This window comes from Paenibacillus sp. FSL L8-0340, from assembly GCF_038593145.1.
GTDB lineage: Bacteria > Bacillota > Bacilli > Paenibacillales > Paenibacillaceae > Paenibacillus_AQ.
Map to the genome: position 1 here is coordinate 6951830 of NZ_CP151967.1, position 19302 is coordinate 6971131.

15 protein-coding genes are annotated in these 19302 nt (G+C 53.5%); 7 read left to right on the forward strand and 8 right to left on the reverse strand.

Going from position 1 to position 19302, the window contains the following annotated elements:
- Positions 1-51: 51 nt before the first annotated feature.
- Complete coding sequence (locus tag NST07_RS31890; RefSeq protein ID WP_342480757.1) at positions 52-522, reverse strand: GNAT family N-acetyltransferase; 471 nt, start codon at positions 520-522, stop codon at positions 52-54.
- A 40-nt stretch (positions 523-562) separates the two neighbouring features.
- Positions 563-1702 (reverse strand): type 2 isopentenyl-diphosphate Delta-isomerase, encoded by a 1140-nt coding sequence (gene fni / locus NST07_RS31895; protein ID WP_341380022.1) that lies wholly within the window; start codon positions 1700-1702, stop codon positions 563-565.
- 247 nt (positions 1703-1949) lie between these two features.
- Between fni and NST07_RS31900 the strand changes: the two genes are divergently transcribed.
- The gene (locus NST07_RS31900) at positions 1950-3485 is read left to right on the forward strand and encodes a phospholipase D family protein (protein WP_341096850.1); all 1536 of its coding nucleotides are present in this window, start codon (positions 1950-1952) and stop codon (positions 3483-3485) included.
- Between the two features lie 74 nt (positions 3486-3559).
- On the opposite strand, the gene cls is transcribed toward NST07_RS31900, so the two are convergent.
- Positions 3560-5068: a cardiolipin synthase gene (gene cls, locus NST07_RS31905; protein WP_341380025.1), complete on the reverse strand. Its 1509-nt coding sequence runs from the start codon at positions 5066-5068 to the stop codon at positions 3560-3562.
- A gap of 227 nt (positions 5069-5295) precedes the next feature.
- On the opposite strand from cls, the gene NST07_RS31910 reads away from it, so the two are divergent.
- Entirely contained in the window at positions 5296-6210 is a 915-nt protein-coding gene (locus NST07_RS31910) for a TetR/AcrR family transcriptional regulator (RefSeq protein WP_341096853.1), read from the forward strand.
- A 113-nt stretch (positions 6211-6323) separates the two neighbouring features.
- Positions 6324-9527 (forward strand): efflux RND transporter permease subunit, encoded by a 3204-nt coding sequence (locus NST07_RS31915; protein WP_341096856.1) that lies wholly within the window; start codon positions 6324-6326, stop codon positions 9525-9527.
- A 133-nt stretch (positions 9528-9660) separates the two neighbouring features.
- On the opposite strand, the gene NST07_RS31920 is transcribed toward NST07_RS31915, so the two are convergent.
- Positions 9661-10338, reverse strand: a complete 678-nt coding sequence (locus NST07_RS31920) for a molecular chaperone TorD family protein (protein ID WP_341096858.1) — start codon at positions 10336-10338, stop codon at positions 9661-9663.
- Positions 10339-10664: 326 nt separating this feature from the next.
- Between NST07_RS31920 and moaA the strand changes: the two genes are divergently transcribed.
- Positions 10665-11666: a GTP 3',8-cyclase MoaA gene (gene moaA, locus NST07_RS31925; RefSeq protein ID WP_341096860.1), complete on the forward strand. Its 1002-nt coding sequence runs from the start codon at positions 10665-10667 to the stop codon at positions 11664-11666.
- A 92-nt stretch (positions 11667-11758) separates the two neighbouring features.
- Here moaA and NST07_RS31930 read toward each other — a convergent pair whose 3' ends face one another.
- Positions 11759-12370 (reverse strand): LysE/ArgO family amino acid transporter, encoded by a 612-nt coding sequence (locus NST07_RS31930; protein ID WP_342480758.1) that lies wholly within the window; start codon positions 12368-12370, stop codon positions 11759-11761.
- A gap of 227 nt (positions 12371-12597) precedes the next feature.
- Between NST07_RS31930 and NST07_RS31935 the strand changes: the two genes are divergently transcribed.
- The 3 genes from NST07_RS31935 to NST07_RS31945 all read left to right on the forward strand — a co-directional run bounded on the left by NST07_RS31935 (position 12598) and on the right by NST07_RS31945 (position 15698).
- Positions 12598-14178, forward strand: coding sequence for a PLP-dependent aminotransferase family protein (locus tag NST07_RS31935; RefSeq protein WP_341096862.1), 1581 nt, complete (start codon positions 12598-12600; stop codon positions 14176-14178).
- Between the two features lie 63 nt (positions 14179-14241).
- Positions 14242-14850, forward strand: a complete 609-nt coding sequence (locus NST07_RS31940) for a TetR family transcriptional regulator (RefSeq protein ID WP_341096864.1) — start codon at positions 14242-14244, stop codon at positions 14848-14850.
- A 104-nt stretch (positions 14851-14954) separates the two neighbouring features.
- Positions 14955-15698, forward strand: coding sequence for an SDR family oxidoreductase (locus NST07_RS31945; protein ID WP_341380028.1), 744 nt, complete (start codon positions 14955-14957; stop codon positions 15696-15698).
- Here NST07_RS31945 and NST07_RS31950 read toward each other — a convergent pair.
- From NST07_RS31950 to NST07_RS31960, 3 genes are read right to left on the reverse strand one after another with little or no spacing between them, the layout of a single operon-like run.
- On the reverse strand, positions 15691-16749 hold the full coding sequence (locus NST07_RS31950; protein WP_341096867.1) for a HAMP domain-containing sensor histidine kinase: 1059 nt from the start codon (positions 16747-16749) through the stop codon (positions 15691-15693). The two genes, NST07_RS31945 and NST07_RS31950, sit on opposite strands and share 8 nt — an antisense overlap.
- A complete protein-coding gene (locus NST07_RS31955; protein ID WP_341096869.1) occupies positions 16746-17426 on the reverse strand; it encodes a response regulator transcription factor in 681 nt (226 codons plus the stop codon). The genes NST07_RS31950 and NST07_RS31955 overlap by 4 nt, the downstream gene beginning before the upstream one ends.
- Positions 17356-19221, reverse strand: coding sequence for an ABC transporter ATP-binding protein (locus tag NST07_RS31960; RefSeq protein ID WP_342480759.1), 1866 nt, complete (start codon positions 19219-19221; stop codon positions 17356-17358). The genes NST07_RS31955 and NST07_RS31960 overlap by 71 nt, the downstream gene beginning before the upstream one ends.
- Positions 19222-19302: the final 81 nt, after the last annotated feature.

Genomic DNA, 19302 nt, shown 5'->3' on the forward strand with positions numbered 1-19302 from the left:
CCAAAAAGACCCCTTTACGAGGTCTCTGTGTGCTGCGATGAGCCGGGCTTCTTAAAGCGTTTTGGACATGGTGATGTCCGTAACGAGGTAGCCCATCTTTTTGTACAGCTCGAAAGCGCGGTTGTTCTGGCCGAAGACATGCAGGCCGATTTTGGAAACACCCATCTCCCGGGCGGACTCATCAAGCGCAAGCAGGGCCTGTTTGCCATAACCTTTGCCCTGATACGGCTCAAAAATATAAATATCATAGAGGAAAGCTTCCCGTCCCGTGCGTGCTTCCGTTACATTAAACCAGATATAACCCGCCTGAGTATTGCTTTCTATTTCCATAACAGAATACAGGTAGGCCCCGTCGGTGTGAAGTCCTTTGGGCAGGAAACGCACCATCTCTTCCTGAGACTGCCTAAGCGCAGTCTCGGCATCCCATGCCCCCGCTTTGATCTTATCCTCCGCATAATCGCGGGTCGACTGACTCCAGAAAAATTGAAAAGCAATTTCGTCCATTTGGACTAATTTAATCATGATTTGTAATCCTTCCTTACTCCATAATCTTCGCTCGCCCCTACTTGCGGATCAGGCGCGGGTTGCCGCGCAGAGCTGCAAGATCCGGCGCGCCAATGCCGAACATCGCCGTCCTTAGCTCCAGCTCCACCTGTGCCAGCGCATGGTCCAGCGCTTCCTCAGACTGTACTGCCGGGCCTAGCAGATTCCGGCCGAAGCCGGCCAGATCAGCGCCAAGCGCCAGCGCCTTCGCTGCATCTACTCCATGCCTCAGCCCGCCGCTGCCGATAAGCGCGCCCTGCGGTGAAGCCGCCCGCACCCCGGCAATGCATTCGGCGGTGGGAATTCCCCAGTCGGCAAAGGCCTCCGCCGCCGCGCGCCGCACCGGATCGCTGCTGCGGAACTTCTCGACCTGGCTCCAGGAGGTGCCGCCTGCACCGGCCACATCTATAAAAGCCGCCCCGGCATTGTACAGCCTGACCGCTGTCTCGCCGTCGATGCCCCAGCCGACTTCTTTCACGCCTACCGGCACCTCAAGCGTCCGGCATACCTTCTCGATCTCTTGAAGCAGGGAAGCAAAACCCGTGTTGCCTTCCGGCTGAAACACCTCCTGCAGCCCGTTCAGGTGCAGCACCAGCCAGTCGGCGCCGGCAATCTCCACCGCCCGGCGGCATTCTTCCACGCCAAATCCATAGCTTAGCTGCACAGCGCCAATATTGGCAATGACCGGAATTCCCGGGGCCATGCCGCGTACATGAAAGGTCTCGGCCAGCTCGGAGCGTTCCACAGCTGCTCGCACCGAACCTACACCAAGCGCCCAGCCCCGGCGCTCGGCTGCTTCCGCCAGCCGGGCATTGATTGCCCCGGTAGCCTTGCTCCCGCCTGTCATGGAGCTGATCAGCAGCGGTGTGCGCAGCTCCCTCCCCAAGAAGGTCGTACGCAGCGCGATATCGTCAAAGTTCAGCTCCGGAAGCGCATTATGCCGGAACCGGTAATGCTCGAACCCGCTCGTTATCCCGGTGCCGCCGACCTCCTCGTTCAGGCAGAGGCGCACATGCTCAATTTTGCGCTCACCCGTTGTGGATGAAGGCAGCAGAGATGTATGCCCTGCACTGTCTGCAGTCTGCGGATCTCCGCCAGGCTCCGGGCTGAACCGTTCCTTTACTTGCCGGGGCCCTTCATCCTGCGGCATATGATTCATCCTGACTCCCTCCATTTCCATAGCATGCTTCATTATAGCATCGCCGCAGAGCAATTTACAGAAAGGGCCCCCCTTGTATCACGTCAGGACAATGGCATAAGGTATCAGAGGTTCAGCCAAGCTGTAGATTGGTCGATTTGGCAGCTGCTGCTTCACTTCTCCCCCACGGGTGTTAATAGGTTGTTACAATGCCAACGCAGGCTACAAGAACTGGCTTGACACTGCGGATACTCAGGAGGATTAACCCATGAATCGACGCAAACATCCCATTATGCCCGCAACCCTTCAATCTACTTATAATATGGAATTGGACTTATCCTTTGCTGCAAAAAAACGCTTCCCCCCAAGCCGCCGCTTATGGCTGCTTGCTGCTGCTGTGCTCGTATTATGGCTGGCTGGTGTGATGATTTACCAGACCCATAAACTGCTGCCTCCGGGCCTTTCTTCTGAAAGCCCGGTGTACAAGGTTCAAAATGTGCACTTTTGGCATGATTTAACCTACCAGGGCGACAACGGGTCGCAGCACCGGGAAGAGCAGATCCTGCCGAGGATACTGCAAATTATCGAAGAATCGCGGGAGTTTCTGGTCGTTGACTTATTTCTGTTCAATGGGTATACCCATAAGGATCAGCAGTTTCCTGCGGTCAGCCGGGAGCTTTCCGATAAGCTTATCGCGCAGAAAATAGCGTACCCCGCTATGGATGTTGTTTTTATCACCGATGAGGTCAACACTAATTACGGCTCTGCCCCCAATCCTCTGCTGGAAGAGATGAAAGCCGCGGGAATTAAAGTCATTCTGACTGATGTAGACGCGCTGCGCGACTCTACTCCTGCCTACTCAGCCGTATGGCGGACCTTTATCCAGTGGTTTGGGCAGACTGGTACAGGCTGGATTCCTAATCTTATGGCCAGCGGAGGGCCTGATATCACAGCCCGCTCATATATGAAGCTGCTGAATGTAAAGGCCAATCACCGCAAAGTTGTAGTCAGCGAGAATACAGCTCTGGTATCCTCCGGCAATGTCCATGACGCCAGTGCTTATCATTCCAATATCGCGCTGGAGGTAAGCGGTCCCGTTATCGCTGATATCCTGAAGACTGAGCAGGCCGCAGCAGACCTGTCCGGAGCAGGTCCGCTGCTTGGCAAAGATCCCGTACTCACGGGGAGCGAAACTGCCGCAGGCGGTCCGCTGGAGGTACGATATTTAACCGAGGGCAAGGTAAACAAATACGCCCTTGAAGGAATCCGTGCGGCCCAGAAGGGCGACATCCTCTGGATGGGCATGTTCTATCTTGCCGACGACACCATTATTGATGCACTGCAGGAAGCATCCGCACGCGGCGCAGAGGTGCGCCTCCTGCTGGACCCGAACCAAAACGCCTTTGGCCGTGATAAAATCGGCATCCCGAACCGTCCGGTGGCCTGGGAACTAAACCGGCGTTCGGATGGCAAGATTGCTATCCGCTGGTACAACACGGGCAAGGAGCAGTATCATACCAAACTCTTGTTCATTGCCAAAGCGACCGGCAGCTCAATCGTCCTCGGCGGCTCCACCAACTTCACGGCCCGCAACCTGGACGACTATAATCTGGAGAATAATCTCTGGGTGTCCGTGCCGCAGGATCAGCCGCTCTATGCGGAGATGGAGAGCTACTTCAACACAATTTGGAACAATGAGGGGGCGGAATACAGCCTGCCCTTGGAGGATTACCAAAGCGAGGTGACCTGGCTCAAATATATAATTTACCGTATGCAGACCCGCTTGGGTCTGACAACATTCTGATCTACAGAAAACCGCCGGAAAGCTGCAATCAGCTTCTTCCGGCGGTTTTTTACTTGTCCGTTATCTTTCCGTACTCAGAGCAGCGGCGACATCAGCCGGGCTGCAGATTCCAGCATCCGCTCCAGGAGACGTTTATTCATGAAGGTCTCATGTACAATCTGGCGGGTTGACAGCAGATCCCGTTCAAAATCAGCAACGATCCGGGAGACGCTCTCTGTCTGCAGCAGCAGCGCATTGACCTCAAAGTTCAAGTGAAAGCTGCGCATGTCCATGTTTGCAGTACCAATTGTGGCTATCTCACCATCGGTAATCAGCAGCTTGGAGTGAATGAAGCCCTTCTCGTATTCGTAGATCTTCACACCCGATTCCAGCAAGGCCGGGAAGTAGGAATGCGACGCCAGAAACGGCAGCCATTTATCCGGTTTGGCGGGGAACAGCAGCCGCACATCAAGTCCGGACATTGCCGCTACACGCAGGGCGGTCAAGATATCCTCATCCGGAATAAAGTACGGGCTGGCAATCCAGACCGATTTCTCTGCGGAGGTAATCATGGAGAAAAAGATATTCTTCAGCGCACGCCGTTCGTTATCCGGTCCGCTGGCAATAATCTGCACAGCTCCATCCCCGGCTGTGAACCGCAGCTGTGGCGAGAGGTAGTCCTGCTCCAGTATTTTCTCACCCGTTGTATGCATCCAGTCCTGCAGGAAGATAATCTGCATCGTACGCACTGCCTCGCCTCTGAGCAGCATGTGGGTATCGCGCCAGAAGCCGTACGTTTTGCTGCGGCTTAAGTATTCATCACCAACATTAAGCCCGCCCATAAATCCGACATCGCCGTCTATGACAACAATTTTTCGGTGATTCCGGTAATTAACCCTGCTGGAGAAAAAAGAGGTGGAGTTGCCGTATGAGGCAACCTGCACTCCTGCATCGCTTAATTCCTTAAGAAACGCTTTGGAAAGCTGAATACTTCCTACAGCGTCATACATAAATCTGACCGTAACACCCGCACGGGCCTTCTCGATCAGAATTTGCTGAATGCGGGTGCCGATATGATCTGCCCGAAAAATATAATATTCCATATGAATATGATGCTGGGCCTGCCGTAGCTCCAGCAGCAGAGTGCCGAAGGTTTCTTCCCCATTGGTAAGAATCCGCGTTTCTGAATTAAAAGAAATCGGCGTCCGCGCGAGCCTCTGGGATAATCCCAGCAGCTTCTGGCGGGCAGGATCAAAGACCGACCAGTCCTGGTGCATCCGCAGGGCATCATTTTCAATCCGTTCATAAGCCATGAGGTCCCGCTGGGCCTTCTTATCATATTTACGCCGTTTGAACACATTTTGTCCGAACAGGAAATAAAAGACGAGTCCCACTACCGGAATCAGGGCAAGCAGCAGAATCCAGGCCATCGTTGTGGAGGGGTTGCGATTCTCCATAAAAATCCCCAGACCGATCGAAATGACGGTCAACGTGGAGAAAATACTGATGATTGTACCGGCGGTACTTCCAAGTAAACCAAAACCAAAATAATAAAATGCCAGTAAAGCCCCGATAATGATTATCGCCTGCAATCCTCTTCTCATATGCAACCTACCTTCTCTTTCTTCCGTACATCACTAAAATGACACATTTATATATTACATGAATAATCTCTTTCTTCCTACTGGAATCGTCTGCAAAACAAAAATTTCAATAATAAGCTAAACTCTCCATACAGGAATTTGTATTGCCGCAAATTATATAATATAATCAGCTTGACCTTAGAGTCATTTACAGAACCCAATAGTCAGGAAAGGAGTTATACCTCTTTGTGATTGACAAAAACGCAAACAAAAAAGAACAGATTATCAAAACAGCCATGCAGCTATTCGCTGTAAAAGGCTCATCCTCCACCTCTATGCAGGAAATTGCTGAGCTATGCGGAATCTCCAAGGGCAGCCTGTACCTGGTGTTCAAGTCCAAGGAAGAGCTGGAACGCAGCATTTACATATATTGCTTCCGCATGATTCGTGATCCCCTGCAGCGCGAGGAATTGGAGAGCCGGAGAAGCCCGCGGGAGAAGCTGCGCAACCAGGTCGAGATCCTGCTTAATCATGTATACGAGCTTCGCGAGTTTTTGCAGCGTCAAATTCAGGAATTTGCCGGAAAAGGCGTAATGGAAGTGCCGGAATGGCTACGCAAGAGCAACGCTCCCCTGCTGACCTGGTTCCAGAATAAACTCGAAACCCTGTACGGGCCCGATATTCTGGCTTATACAGGAGACCTAAGCCTGCTTGGGAGCGGGATGATCCACTCCTATATCCGGGTTATTTTCAATCAAGGATCGCCTGTATCTATCGCACGTATGGCCGACCATCTTATGGATCTGCTGGACATCGTTGTCGCGGGTCTGCTCGCCGGCAAGCCTGATCCCCTGATTTCCTCCGCTTTCCTCATACAGTGGCTGGAGGAACACGGAGACAACCCGCGCAAAAGTCCGCTGCAGCTGATCAAAGAAATGAAGGTATTGCTCAGCGCTACTTCCGCCGTAGACACGCAAAGTCTGGAAGAAGGGCTTGAATCTCTGGGAATTCTGGAAAGTGAGATTCTCATGCCACATCCACGTAAGGCAATTGTCCGGGGAATGCTGTCCAACCTGCAGAGCTACCCTGCGCTGGACAAGGAACTGCAGGATCTGAATAAGCTGATTTCTCCTTACATGCAGAACACATGCGGTTTATATTAACCCTTAAGACCAAAGGAAGTGGAAACAGAGAGAAGACGTCCGGATAGGCAGTGCCAGTAAATATAAATAGAGGCTTTCCACAGGAAAGTCCGAGAGGAGCAGAAACACTACTTATGAAAAGCTTAATTAATTTCTCGCTTAAGAATAAATTCGCGATATGGCTGCTAACCATTATTATTGTATTCGCCGGTTTGTACAGCGGCCTGACCATGAAGCAGGAAACTCTGCCTAATATCAGTATTCCTTATCTCAGCGTGACAACGATTTATCCAGGTGCAGCACCGGAGGGTGTTGTGAATGATGTCAGCAAGCCGCTGGAGCAGAAGCTCCGCAATGTGGATGGCGTCAAGATGATCACTTCCACCTCGCTCGAGAATGCTTCCAACATCCAAATCGAGTTTGATTACGGCGCGAATCTGGATAATGCCACAGCAGCCGTTCGTGAAGCCTTGAACGATGTCGCTCTGCCGGAGGATGCCCAGAAGCCGACCATTTCCCGCTTCAGCCTGAGCTCACTGCCAGTTATCTCGCTGAGTCTGTCCGATGACAAATCCGGGGATCTGGAAGAGCTGACCCGCATCGCGGAGAATGATATCCGTCCTGCCCTGGAGGATATCGAAGGTGTTGCTTCCGTGCAGATTTCCGGGCAATACGTCAAGGAGGTCTCCCTGAAATTCAACCAGGACAAACTGAAGCAATACGGGCTGACAGAGGATACCATTAAAGGGCTCGTTCAAGCCTCCTCTCTGCGTGTTCCGCTGGGACTGTTCGAAATGGAGAAATCACAAAAGGCCGTTGTTGTAGACGGCAATATTACCACAGTAGACGATCTTAAGAATTTGACGATTCCGCTTGTGCCTTCAGCTGCGGGCGCACAAGCAGGTTCAGGTGCCGGTGGTGGTGCTGTTGCTGGTGGTGGTGGTGCTGTTGCCGGTGGTGCCGGTGCAGCCGGTACTGGTACTGCTGGTAGTGGTTCCGCCGGAACAGGCGCGGGCGCGGGAGTACCAACTGGCCTGCCGACGGTGAAGCTGGGTGAACTTGCCTCCATTGAGGTTATCGGCAAGTCCGAATCCATCTCCCGTACCAACGGCAAAGAATCTATCGGGATTCAAATTGTTAAGTCCAATGACGCCAATACCGTTGAAGTTGTAAACAGCGTTAAAGATACAACGAAAGAATTGAAGCAGCAGTATAAATCTATGGATCTTACGGTTCTGCTCGACCAAGGCAAGCCGATTGAGGATTCCGTAAACACTATGCTGTCCAAGGCAGTCTTTGGCGCTTTGTTCGCCGTACTGATCATTCTGCTGTTCCTGCGGAATATCCGTTCAACTATCATCTCGATCATTTCTATTCCCTTGTCGCTGCTTATCGCTGTTCTATGCCTGCGTCAAATGGATATCACGCTCAATATGATGACGCTCGGCGCGATGACCGTAGCTATCGGGCGGGTTGTCGATGACTCGATTGTCGTCATTGAGAATATATACCGGCGTATGACGTTGTCGGGTGAGAAGCTGCGCGGCCGGGAGCTGATCAGCGCGGCTACAAGCGAAATGTTCGTGCCGATTATGTCTTCTACAATTGTAACGATCGCCGTATTCCTTCCGCTTGCTTTTGTCAGCGGCATGGTGGGGGAACTGTTTCTGCCGTTTGCACTGACCATGGTATTCTCCCTGCTCGCTTCTCTGGTTGTGGCGATCACACTTGTGCCGGCACTGGCGCATACGCTGTTCCGTAACGGACTGAAGAAAGGCAAGAAAAACCATGAAGAGAAACCGGGCAAAATGGCTCTGGGTTATCAAAAGATTCTGAACTGGTGCCTTTCCCATAAGCTGGTTACTTTCGGGGTCGCGGTTCTGTTGCTGGTTGGCAGCTTGTTCCTGATCAAACCGATCGGGGTAAGCTTCATGCCTTCACAGGAAGATAAAAGTGTCATCATGACCTATGCGCCAAAAGCCGGGCAAACCGCTGAAGATGTCCAGGAACAAGGACTGAAGGCTGAGAAGTACATTCTGGCCCAAGAGCATATCGACAACATGCAATACTCCATCGGTGGCGGTGGATTTATGGGAATGGGCTCCAGCAATTCAGGTCTCTTCTATATTACCTATGACAGTGATACTCCAGATTTCGATACAGTTAAGGAAAATCTGATTGAAGGGCTGACCAAGGAGGTTCCTGAAGGCGTGTGGGGCGATATGTCCGGCATGATGGGCGGAGGCCTTGGCGGCAATACGCTGACCGTGAATATTTTTGGTGACACCTTGGATCAGTTGAAACCGGTAGCCGATGAGATAGCAGGCATCGTGAATGCCGATACCGCTAATTTCAAGGATGGGGAAACCAGCCTTGCTGAAGGTTACGAACAATACACCGTGGTTGCCGATCAAGCGAAGCTAAGTTCGCTTGGCCTCACTGCCGGACAGATTGCCATGAAGCTGAGTCCGGTTAATGCCCGCCCTGTAATGACAGAGGTGGAAGTGGATGGCAAAAACTATAATGTCTATATTGAAGCCGACACCCATACGTACAGCAGTATTCAGGAAATGGAGGAGGCTACGCTGACCTCACCGCTGGGCTTTACAGTGCCGATCGGCGAAGTGGCAAAGATTGAGAACGGCACATCTCCGGACTCAATTACCCGCATTGACGGCAAAATGAGCGTTAATGTGACCGCTGAAATCATTGCTGCCGATGTAAACAGCGCTTCAAATGACGTGAAGGAAAAGATCGACGCCCTGAAGCTGCCTGACGGAGTTACCATCTCCTTCGGCGGCGTTACCGAACAAATCAATGAAACCTTCGGCCAGCTCGGACTTGCGATGGCGGCCGCTATTGCCATTGTATATTTTGTGCTTGTGGTTACTTTCGGTGGCGGTCTGGCACCATTCGCGATCCTGTTCTCACTGCCATTCACTGTAATCGGAGCACTCGTCGCTCTATTGCTGGCAGGAGAAACCCTAAACGTCTCCTCGCTGATGGGGGCACTGATGCTGATCGGTATCGTCGTAACGAATGCGATCGTACTGATCGACCGGGTTATTCACAAGGAAAAAGAAGGGATGTCTACCCGTCAGGCACTGCTTGAAGCCGGAGGCACCCGCTTGCGTCCAATTCTAATGACGGCTCTCGCCACGATCGGCGCTCTGCTGCCGCTGGTTACAGGACTTGAGAACAGCGCCGGCATTATCTCTAAAGGACTTGGCGTGACCGTTATTGGCGGTCTGATCAGCTCCACCCTGCTGACACTGGTCGTTGTACCTGTAGTCTATGAATTCCTAATGAAATTCCGCAGCAAAAAGGTTATTGAATAGAGCTAAGGACACTAACCAAAAGTTCATAAACAAGGCGCCTTTCCACAATTTGGAGAGGCGCCTTTTGTTTGTGCTTAATATGAAAGCATACATAGTCTATAGATAGCGGCCGGTTACCGTTACTTGGTCCAGGTTAAACCATGGCTGCCGCGCTGCTCTCCAGCGAAGACTTCCAGGCGCGCAGCATCTGCAGATCCTGCGGCAGAAATTCCTCCAGCATATGGCTCAGCCCCAGATATAAAGGACTGTCTGTAGCTGCATTCAGTCTTTCGCAGAATTGTGGTGTCCATTTCAGTAAGTGCTCTTCCAGGAAGTTCTCCTGGATTTCCAGCAATTCCATGGCGCTTCTCACCGAGAAGCTGTTGTACAGCATCCGTTCATGGAGCACGGCCATGAATTCCAGCTCAATAGCGATATGGTCATCGGCTTCGCCGCCGCATTTCTTGAACACAATCCCCGCCGAAGCGTATACATCGGAGAGCACATTGCAGAATTCTTGCTCACGGCCCAACTGGGCGGCTTCACGCGGCAATTCGTTCATCAGCCGCTTGTATTCGCGGTTCTCCTTCTCGCAGATCAGCGGAAGCTGGGCAGGCTCCTGGCTGCACAGATAACGCTTCAGCTCCCTTCCGCCCTCCGTCATTTCCGCCGCTACGCTCATTTGGCGGTTGCGGCTCCACTGGGCAACCAGCGAAAGCGTTGGTTTTCTCCCGTAAAAGTCAACTAAAATCTGATATATTAATCCCCGGCTCTCCAGCCAGCGGCTAAATGCCTCCGGCACGACAAGTGATGGAACTGTTGTTATCGTCATTTTGCAAATCCTCCCTACTTGGTTTGACCGGATGCTGCACCCGCCGTTATTGCCGCGTGCATGCCCCGGTATCATAGCTGTGAGCTGCGCAAAAGTGAACATAGAATAGAGATGAATCTTTCACACTTAAATTATATCGAAATTGTAAAGCGCTTTCAGTGAGCATTTTATGACCATTCCCCGTAATTGTCGTACTATTGTCAAATTTAGACTTTGCCATTCCTCTTTTGTCCCCTATTAAAAGCTAACAATGCACGGTACCATTGACGGCAGCGGAAGCAATCTTTAAAATTTAAATAAGATACACAAATGAAGGGAGCAACGATATGGAACCGCTGACGGACCCTTTTGGACGTTTACATGACTATATCCGCATTTCGGTTACAGACCGCTGCAACCTGCGCTGCATTTATTGTATGCCGGCGGAAGGAATGCAATTCCAACCGCAGGAAGAGATTATGAGCTATGAAGAAATTACTGCTGTGGTGGAGGCGCTGGCGCCCCTGGGACTGAGCAAAGTCCGGCTGACCGGGGGAGAACCGCTGGTCCGTAAGGATTTAGAGAAGCTTGTATCCATGATTTCCGCTATACCGGGTATTAAAGATATATCATTAACCACGAACGGTCTCATGCTGCCGGCTAAAGCCGCCCTGCTGAAGCAGGCTGGCTTGTCACGGGTGAACATCAGCCTCGATTCGCTCAAACAGGAGCGCTTTGCGATGATTACCCGCGGCGGAGATGTCGCCAAGGTGCTGAAAGGCATAGAAGCCGCTGAAGCGGCAGGGCTCTCCCCGATCAAGCTGAATGTTGTGCTGATGAAAGGCATCAATGATGATGAAATTAAGGATTTCATCTCGCTGACCCTGCACAGCCCGCTGAATGTGCGGTTCATCGAATATATGCCGATCGGCAGCGCAAGCGATTCCTGGCGCCAGACTTATTTGCCGCTGGAAACGGTCGTCGAAGCCTGTACCGAAGCAGGCTGGGCAACTGAGGAAGCAGAGATGCCCTCGGGTAACGGCCCTTCGCAGAACCGGCGGGTGGTCGGAGCGCAGGGAACCTTCGGGCTGATCCACCCGGTCAGCGAGCATTTCTGCGATAACTGCAACCGGCTGCGGCTCACTGCGGACGGTCATATCAAAGCCTGCCTGTATTGGGCGGATGAGTACAACGTACGGCCTCTGACCGCTGATCCGGCGGCGGTGCAAGCCCTGTTCCGCCAGGCGCTCGGCAACAAGCCGCATAACCATGAGATGGCGCTGGCGCTGGAGAAAAAGGCGCAGAGCCATACTCCGACGGTTCGCCGCATGTCGCAAATCGGCGGCTAGCCTTTATGATTGCAAGTCAAAACGGATACCCTGCTGCCAGCAGCAGGGTATCCGTTTTTTCGGGAAAACAACTTACGGCAGCAGATTTGGAGCTAAAAGCTTACCCACAATTGAAAGCCCATATAGAGGGCAATTCCCCAGATCAGCACCGCCGAAGCCTTGTTCATCAGCCTGACCGCCTTGCCGGAGGAGTCGGCTTTCCCGAGCATTCTCCCTGCTGCCGCCAGTCCGATGAACCATACCCAGGATACCCCTGCAGCAGCTGACGCGAACACCCAGCGTTCACTTCCGGCATATTGCAGTGCATTGGTGCCGATAACACCTACCGTGTCCATCAGAGCATGCGGATTCAGCAGGGACACCGACAAGGCATAACCCACCTGCCCTTTCAGCGATAGCCGTTTTGCTTCTCCTTTTGCCGGAGCGGCGGCCCATATTTTCCAGCCCATAAAACAAAGAAATAAGGTGCCCGCCCCCAAGACGGCCGGCGTCAGCCAATCCAGTGAGAGCAGAACCAGCGACACCCCGCCGACAGCAGCAGCAATAAGCAGACTATCGCACAGGGCAGCCGTCAGAATAACGGGCAGGGCACCGTGAAACTGCGGATGCAGCGCCCCTTGGTTAAAGACGAATATATTTTGTACCCCCAGCGGTAAAATAAGCCCAAAAGCCAATATTATTCCATGCACTATTGCATCCGTCATCATCCGGCTCCTTCCAGCCTGCCGTCTATTGCAAATCAACCTATGGCAACAACATACACGTCCGTCGCTGCACTATTGATCCTACTCCCCCTAACGGCTCAGGTAACCCTCCAAATCCTAAGGATACTACCCAACCAAATATAGTAGCCGGACGAAGCGTGATATACTCCAAGTAACAAAACACTTGTTCCAACAGCATTTACACCCTATATAAAGGAGCTAGTCCTTTGACGTGCCAACGCCAATCAGTTCATCCACTTACAGCCTCACCCTCGGCAGTTCCTCCAGTTCCATCCGCTTCCCTTGATGATTCTGCAAGCATAAGCGGCCATTGGAAGCCGGACCCCTCTTCACCGCTGCCGCTGCACAGACAAATCTCAGCCTATTTCATCAGCAAAATCTCCAGCGGCGCCTGGCCTCCCGGCATGCGGCTGATCCCGCAGCGCGAGCTATGCCGTCAGCTTGGCGTCAACCGCAGCACGGTTGTCACCGCACTCGGGCAGCTCGCTGCACTCGGCCTGATCGAAGGCAGTCGGGGCGGAGGAACCCGGGTTGCCGCTTCAAGCAGGGCTGGAGCCTCCGGGCCGGATGCAGCGGCCCGCTCCACTGGAGCTGCGGGCCAGCTTGGCGGCAACTGGAATGACTACGTGGAGGAAGGCATCCACTACCCTAACCTGCCTGCGGTACAAGCCATCAACAGGCTTGAATATGAAGCGGGGCTGATCCGTCTCGGTACTGGTGAGCCTGCGCCCGGGCTGCTGCCCGGCGAGTCGATGCGGCAGGTGCTGCTCGGGCTGGCACAGAACCTGCTTCCGCCGCTCTCCTACGAGGAGCCGCTTGGCAGCCTTAGTCTTCGCAGAGCGGTCAGCCATGAGCTGTCGAAGAACGGAATAGCGGCCGATCCGTCTTCCATCCTCATTACCTCGGGCGCACTGCAGGGTCTGCAGCTCATTGCGCTGGGCCTGCTGCCGCGCGGCTCGACGGTGCTGCTGGAGAAGCCCTCCTACCTGTATTCCATCCACGCCTTCCAGTCGGCGGGAGTGAAATTCAGCGGCCTGCCGATGGACAAAGACGGCCTCTTAACAGATCAGCTGGCAGCCGCAGCCATCCGGAGCAAGGCGGCCATGCTCTACACCATCCCCAGCTTCCATAATCCCACCGGAATTCTGATGGGTGCGGGACGGCGGGACGCCTTAATGGACATTGCAGGCGGACTTGGACTGCCCATTCTCGAGGATGGCGCTTATCAGGATCTATGGCTGGATGGCCGCCCGCCCAACCCCCTGAAAGCCCGGGACCGCGAGGGAAGAGTGCTCCACCTGGGCACGCTGTCAAAGGCGGCAAGCCCGGGCCTGCGCATCGGCTGGATTGTCGGCCCGGAGCCGGTAGTCCGCCGGCTGGCCGATATCAAGATGCAGACCGATTACGGCGCAAGCTCCCTGTCGCAGCTCGCCGCCGCGCGCTGGCTGGAAGGCGGTTATCATGCGCAGCATCTCGTCTTGCTGCGCGGAAAATTGCGGCGGCGGCGCGATTTCATGCTGCAGCTGCTAGATATCCATTTTGCCGGGCTGGCTTCCTGGAGCATTCCGGCCGGAGGTTTCTACATCTGGCTCTCCCTGAACGGAGCTCTTTCGCTGCGCCGGCTCTTCAAGGCTGCACTACAGGCCGGAGTACTCCTAAATACAGGGGATCTGTATGACCGCAGCGACAGCAGACATCTCCGCCTGTCCTTCGCCTATGCCTCTGAGGATGAGATGGAGCATGGAATAGCCGCCTTGGCAAATATCATAAATAATCAAATGACATAAATTTAAATTTGTCATTTGTCATCCACCATGTTAAGCTGTACCTACCGAAGGGAGAATCCACCCGTGAACAAACCAAGCGCTTTTTTAAGCAAGACGGAAATATTGGACGCCGCTGAACAGACCTTGCGCAGGTTCGGGCCCGACAAAACCTCAGTGACGGACGTAGCCAAGCTGCTGGGCGTCAGCCATGGTACCTTGTACCGGCATTTTCCCAGCAAAGCGGCATTGCGGGAGGCTGTAACGGAAAGATGGCTGGACGAGTTGATTCTTGGCCCTCTGACAGAGATCGCAGCAGCTGCGGCAGCCGGAAATGCTCTGGAGCAGCTAAGGAAATATATCGCAAAGCTGATCGAGCTTAAACATCACTACGCCGAGCAGGACAGCGAAATGTTCAAGATGTATGCATCTGTTACGGAAGAAGCCTCCGAGCTCATTGACACCCATATTCAGCGGATTATCAGCCAGATGGGCAGTGTAATCGACAAAGGCGTTCAGGAAGGCACAATTACGCCAATCGCCGGTACGGAGACGATTGCCCGTTCACTTTTTTACGCGACGGCCCGGTTCCACCATCCCTCCCATGCCTATGAATGGCATAGCGGAAGCATCGGACAGGAATTCGCACAGCTCTGGGCAATACTTGCCAGAGGCCTCGCGGCTGTCACCAGTTAAACCCGCTATCTTATACAAAACTAAGCGAACACTTCCGAAGCCAGTTTTGTCCGAAGCAGATTCTTATGAAGTAACGCTAACAAAACTTTAAGGAGGAACAATTCATGAATCAAAACCTGGAGGGTAAGGTAGCTATCATTACGGGGTCCTCTAGAGGGATCGGACGGAGCGTTGCGGAGAGACTGGCGGAGCAAGGGGCCGCTGTAATCATTAACTATTCCAGCAGTCCTAAACAAGCTGAGGCTGTGGTGCAGGGTATTCAGGGGAAAGGCGGAAAGGCAGCCGCCCTTCAGGCCGACATCAGCAAACCCGCGCAGATTGAGCAGTTGTTCAAGGATACCAAGGAGCTGTTCGGCAGGATTGATATCGTGGTCAACAACGCCGGAATTATGATAAACAGCCTCATTGGCACAGCTACCGAGGAGGAATTCGACAAGCAGTTTGCCATCAATGTCAAAGGGACCTACTTCTCCTGCCAGCAGGCCTTCTTCCATCTGGAAGAGGGCGGCCGGGTCATTAATTTCTCCACCTCGGTCAATGGCCAAATGTTCCCGGCTTACAGTATCTATGCCGGAACGAAAGGTGCAGTAGAACAATTCACCCGCCAGCTCGCCAAGGAATTCGGGGCCAAAGGCATTACGATCAACGCAGTTGCGCCGGGGCCGGTTGCCACGGATTTATTCCTCGAAGGCAAATCCGAGGCACAGCTTGAAGGGCTGAAGAAAGCCAATGCTTTTGGCCGCCTGGGCCAGCCTGAGGATATTGCCGGAGCCGTCAGCTTCCTCGCCGGGGAAGAGTCCCAGTGGATTACCGGACAAACGCTGCGCGTAAACGGCGGATTTATTTAAGCCGCAATGGCAGGCTCACCGTACAAGCCGTCCCCTCACCGGGACGGCTTGTTACGTTTATCGTCCCGTTATGCAAATCTACGATTTTCTTCACCAGTGACAATCCCAGTCCGCTCCCGCCTCCGCTGGCGCTTCTTGCTTTATCCGCCTTATAGAATCGTTCAAAGATGCGGGGCAGCTCCTCCTCGGCGATGCCTATGCCGCTGTCCCTGATTTCCACAATGGCTTGACCCTCTGCATGATGCACGCGTATGGTGATAAGCCCGCCCTCAGGGGTAAACTTGATACTGTTATGCAGCAGGTTGGTCCATACCTGGCTCATCAGATCCTGCACAGCGTCCACCGAAATCTCCTCCAGCTCGGCTTCCAACTCGATCTCTTTATCCAGCCACTGCGGCTCCGAGGCCAGAATCATATCTTGAAGCTGTTTGTCCAGCCGGTATGACTTCACTTCAAACGGAAAGCTGCCCGCCTCCAATGCCGACAGCTTCAGCAAATTGTCACTGAGCCCGGAGAGGCGGCTGCCCTCTGCTTCGATGATGTCCAGATAATGTCTCCGGTTGTCTGCACTAAGGCCCTCTTCCCGCAGCGCACGGGCGAACCCGCGAATCGAGGTGAGCGGCGACTGGATCTCATGTGAGACGTTGGAGATGAAATCCTGGCGCATAATCTCCATCCGGCCCAGCTCGCTGGCCATTTCATTAATCCCCTCCACGATTCCGCCAAACTGCCCGTAACGCTTGCTGTTTTCCAGCTCTACCTTGAAATTGCCTTTGGAAATTTGCCGCATTGCTGTCAGGATGGGAATATAGAATGCTCTCTCATCCCCCCTGGCATGTCCGATAAGAGCCGTGGTACCGCCCACAACCAAAAGAATAAGAAACTGCAGCGCCATAACAAGCAGCCCCGATCCATAAGGGGACAGAGACCATTCAAAATGTCCCGACAGCAGCTTTACACCGTAATATCCCCCATTCCAGGAAGCATAGAGGGCAGCGATCAATATCCCCATTCCAAGGATTTCTCTCATAATCCTGCCAAGTCTTCTCATCCATTAACCACCTCCAGACGGTAGCCCAGCCCACGGATGGTGCGGATATTGAAGCCATATTTTTCCCGGGGGAAACGTTCGCGCAGACGGCCCACATGCACATCCAGCGTCCGTTCATTGCCCCCAAAATCATAACCCCAGATTTCTTCAATCAGCCTGTCGCGCGTCAATGTCTGCCCGGGATAGCTTGCCAGCTTGAACAGCAGCTCGAATTCCTTCAGCGGCAGCGTGATTTCCCCAAACTCCGAGGAGACTTCATAAGTCTTGCGGTTCATCCGCAAATTTCCGACGTTTACACTCTGTGCGGAGGAAATCTGGTACCGCTTCAGCAACGCTTTAACTCTGGCGATCAGCACCAGCGGTTCAAACGGCTTCACCAGATAATCGTCCGTGCCCAGCTCGAAGCCTTTAACAATTTGTGAGGTTTCCCCTTTGGCTGTCAACATCAGAATGGGAAAATCATAGCTTTTCCGCAGCGCGCGGCACAGCTCCCAGCCATCCATCTTCGGCATCATCACATCGATGATCGCCAGATCCACGCTGTTGTCCTCAAGCAGCCGCAGCGCCTCCACCCCATCGGAAGCGCCGTAGACCTCATCCATCCCCTCAGCTCTCAGAAACAGCTCCACCAATTCGCGGATGTGCGGATCGTCGTCCACTACCAGTATTTTGGCCATATTCTGCTGTAGCCTCCTCTTTACCGCCCTCCAAAAGCTGCGGTGTGTTCATCTGCAGCTGCTGTTCCGCGAATTCCCGGTACAACTCGTGACTGCGCAGCAGCTCTTCGTGCGTTCCTTTGCCGGTGATCCGGCCTTTCTCTATAAAGATAATCTGATCCGCATTCACCACGGTTGCCAGTCTGTGGGCAATCACAATCGTGGTCCGGCCTTGCATAAGGTTCGATAACGCACTCTGCACCACTGCTTCGGACTGGCTGTCGAGACTGGAGGTAGCTTCGTCCAGCATCAGAATCTTCGGATCACGCAGCAGCGCCCTCGCGATGGCAATCCGCTGGCGCTGTCCGCCGGACAGCTTCACGCCCCGTTCCCCCACATCCGTCTGATAGCCGTCCGGAAGCTCACGGATAAAGCCGTCGGCATAGGCCATGGCCGCAGCATGGCGCATCTCCTCCTCGCTGATCTTCCGGTCCAGACCATAGCCGAGATTGTCGGCAATCGTGCCGGAGAGCAGCGGGCTTTCCTGCGAGACATACCCGATCAGCTTGCGCCAGGAACGCAGGGAAAATGCCGACAACGGCTTACCACCCGCCTTGATGACGCCATGCTGCGGTTCATAGAACCGTTCCAGCATTGAGAATAACGTCGTTTTGCCGCCTCCGCTTGGTCCGACAATCGCCGTAACCTGACCCGGCAGCATGGAGAAGCTGACCTTGTCCAGCACCTGTTCACCTGTTTTATAGCCAAAGCTTAAATCCTCTATAGCAATCGGTCCCTGCAATCCATCCGCTTCCTCTGACCCTTCATAAATCTCCTCTTCCGCAGCCAGTGTTTCAATGATCCGTTCCGAGGCACCTTTGGCCTTCTGCACCTGGGTGAAGAATTGGGTCAGCTGGGTGAGCGGCATCACGATCTGGATCAAATACAGAATAAAGGCTACCAATTCACCTGCAGTCAAGGCACCCGAGGACACCTGCATGCCGCCATAGCCGATAATGACGACAAGCAGCATCATGAACACAAACGAGACTAGCGGACTGATCATCGCACTGATTTTGCCCTCCCGGATGCCGAAGGACAGCAGATTCATAATTCCGGTCCGTCCGGCTTCATATTCCCTTTGCTCCGCGCCCGATGATTTCACCAGCCGGATTTCGGACAGCACACCGCTCAGTGTAGCGGTAAAGGACGCTGTTTCATCCTGAGTGCCCTTGGAGATTTTGTACATCTGCCGGCCCAGCGGCACCAGAATGAGTGCGGACAGCGGAAGCACCGTGAACAGCACCAGCGTCATTTTCCAGTTCAGATAGAGCAGTACTGATATCGAACCGACGATAGAGATTACCCCGGTAAATAAACTGGCCAAATGCTCGGAGATCAGCGTCTTGAGAATTCCGGTATCGTTTGTCATCCGGCTGACGCTTTCACCTGTACGGTTATCATTGTAGTAGGCCACCGGCAGCACAAGAAATTTGCGCCACAGCCGGTCGCGCAGTCCCGCGACAATCTTCTGCCCTACATAGTTCAGCAAATAAATGGAGACGCCTCCGGCAATTGTCTGGGCTACAAAAGCTCCGGCAATTCCCGCAATCTGCAGCTTGCTGATGGAGGCCAGCGAGAAGCCGTCCACCAGATTCTTAGTGAACATAGGAATGACCAGGCCCACCAGTGTCGATATCATACTAAGCCCTACCGCCAGAGCAAGCAGCCCGTAGGAGGGTTTCGTCTCATGCAGCAGTTTCAGGAACGGCTTCAAGGCCGCTCCCTGCTTCTGTGAAGATTTGGATTTATTCATAGAACTTCCTCTTTTCTGACGGATAGATCTCGGAGCTGTTCCGCTCCTGTCCGTCTTCCCCTCCACATTAACGCTGCTTTG

What these genes read in the sequence shown, in the direction of transcription:
- NST07_RS31890 (WP_342480757.1), bottom strand. Translation starts at nt 522, where the DNA reads ATGATTAAATTAGTCCAAATGGACGAAATTGCTTTTCAATTTTTCTGG.
- fni (WP_341380022.1), bottom strand. Translation starts at nt 1,702, where the DNA reads ATGAATCATATGCCGCAGGATGAAGGGCCCCGGCAAGTAAAGGAACGG.
- NST07_RS31900 (WP_341096850.1), top strand. Translation starts at nt 1,950, where the DNA reads ATGAATCGACGCAAACATCCCATTATGCCCGCAACCCTTCAATCTACT.
- cls (WP_341380025.1), bottom strand. Translation starts at nt 5,068, where the DNA reads ATGAGAAGAGGATTGCAGGCGATAATCATTATCGGGGCTTTACTGGCA.
- NST07_RS31915 (WP_341096856.1), top strand. Translation starts at nt 6,324, where the DNA reads ATGAAAAGCTTAATTAATTTCTCGCTTAAGAATAAATTCGCGATATGG.
- NST07_RS31920 (WP_341096858.1), bottom strand. Translation starts at nt 10,338, where the DNA reads ATGACGATAACAACAGTTCCATCACTTGTCGTGCCGGAGGCATTTAGC.
- moaA (WP_341096860.1), top strand. Translation starts at nt 10,665, where the DNA reads ATGGAACCGCTGACGGACCCTTTTGGACGTTTACATGACTATATCCGC.
- NST07_RS31930 (WP_342480758.1), bottom strand. Translation starts at nt 12,370, where the DNA reads ATGACGGATGCAATAGTGCATGGAATAATATTGGCTTTTGGGCTTATT.
- NST07_RS31945 (WP_341380028.1), top strand. Translation starts at nt 14,955, where the DNA reads ATGAATCAAAACCTGGAGGGTAAGGTAGCTATCATTACGGGGTCCTCT.
- NST07_RS31950 (WP_341096867.1), bottom strand. Translation starts at nt 16,749, where the DNA reads ATGAGAAGACTTGGCAGGATTATGAGAGAAATCCTTGGAATGGGGATA.
- NST07_RS31955 (WP_341096869.1), bottom strand. Translation starts at nt 17,426, where the DNA reads ATGGCCAAAATACTGGTAGTGGACGACGATCCGCACATCCGCGAATTG.
- NST07_RS31960 (WP_342480759.1), bottom strand. Translation starts at nt 19,221, where the DNA reads ATGAATAAATCCAAATCTTCACAGAAGCAGGGAGCGGCCTTGAAGCCG.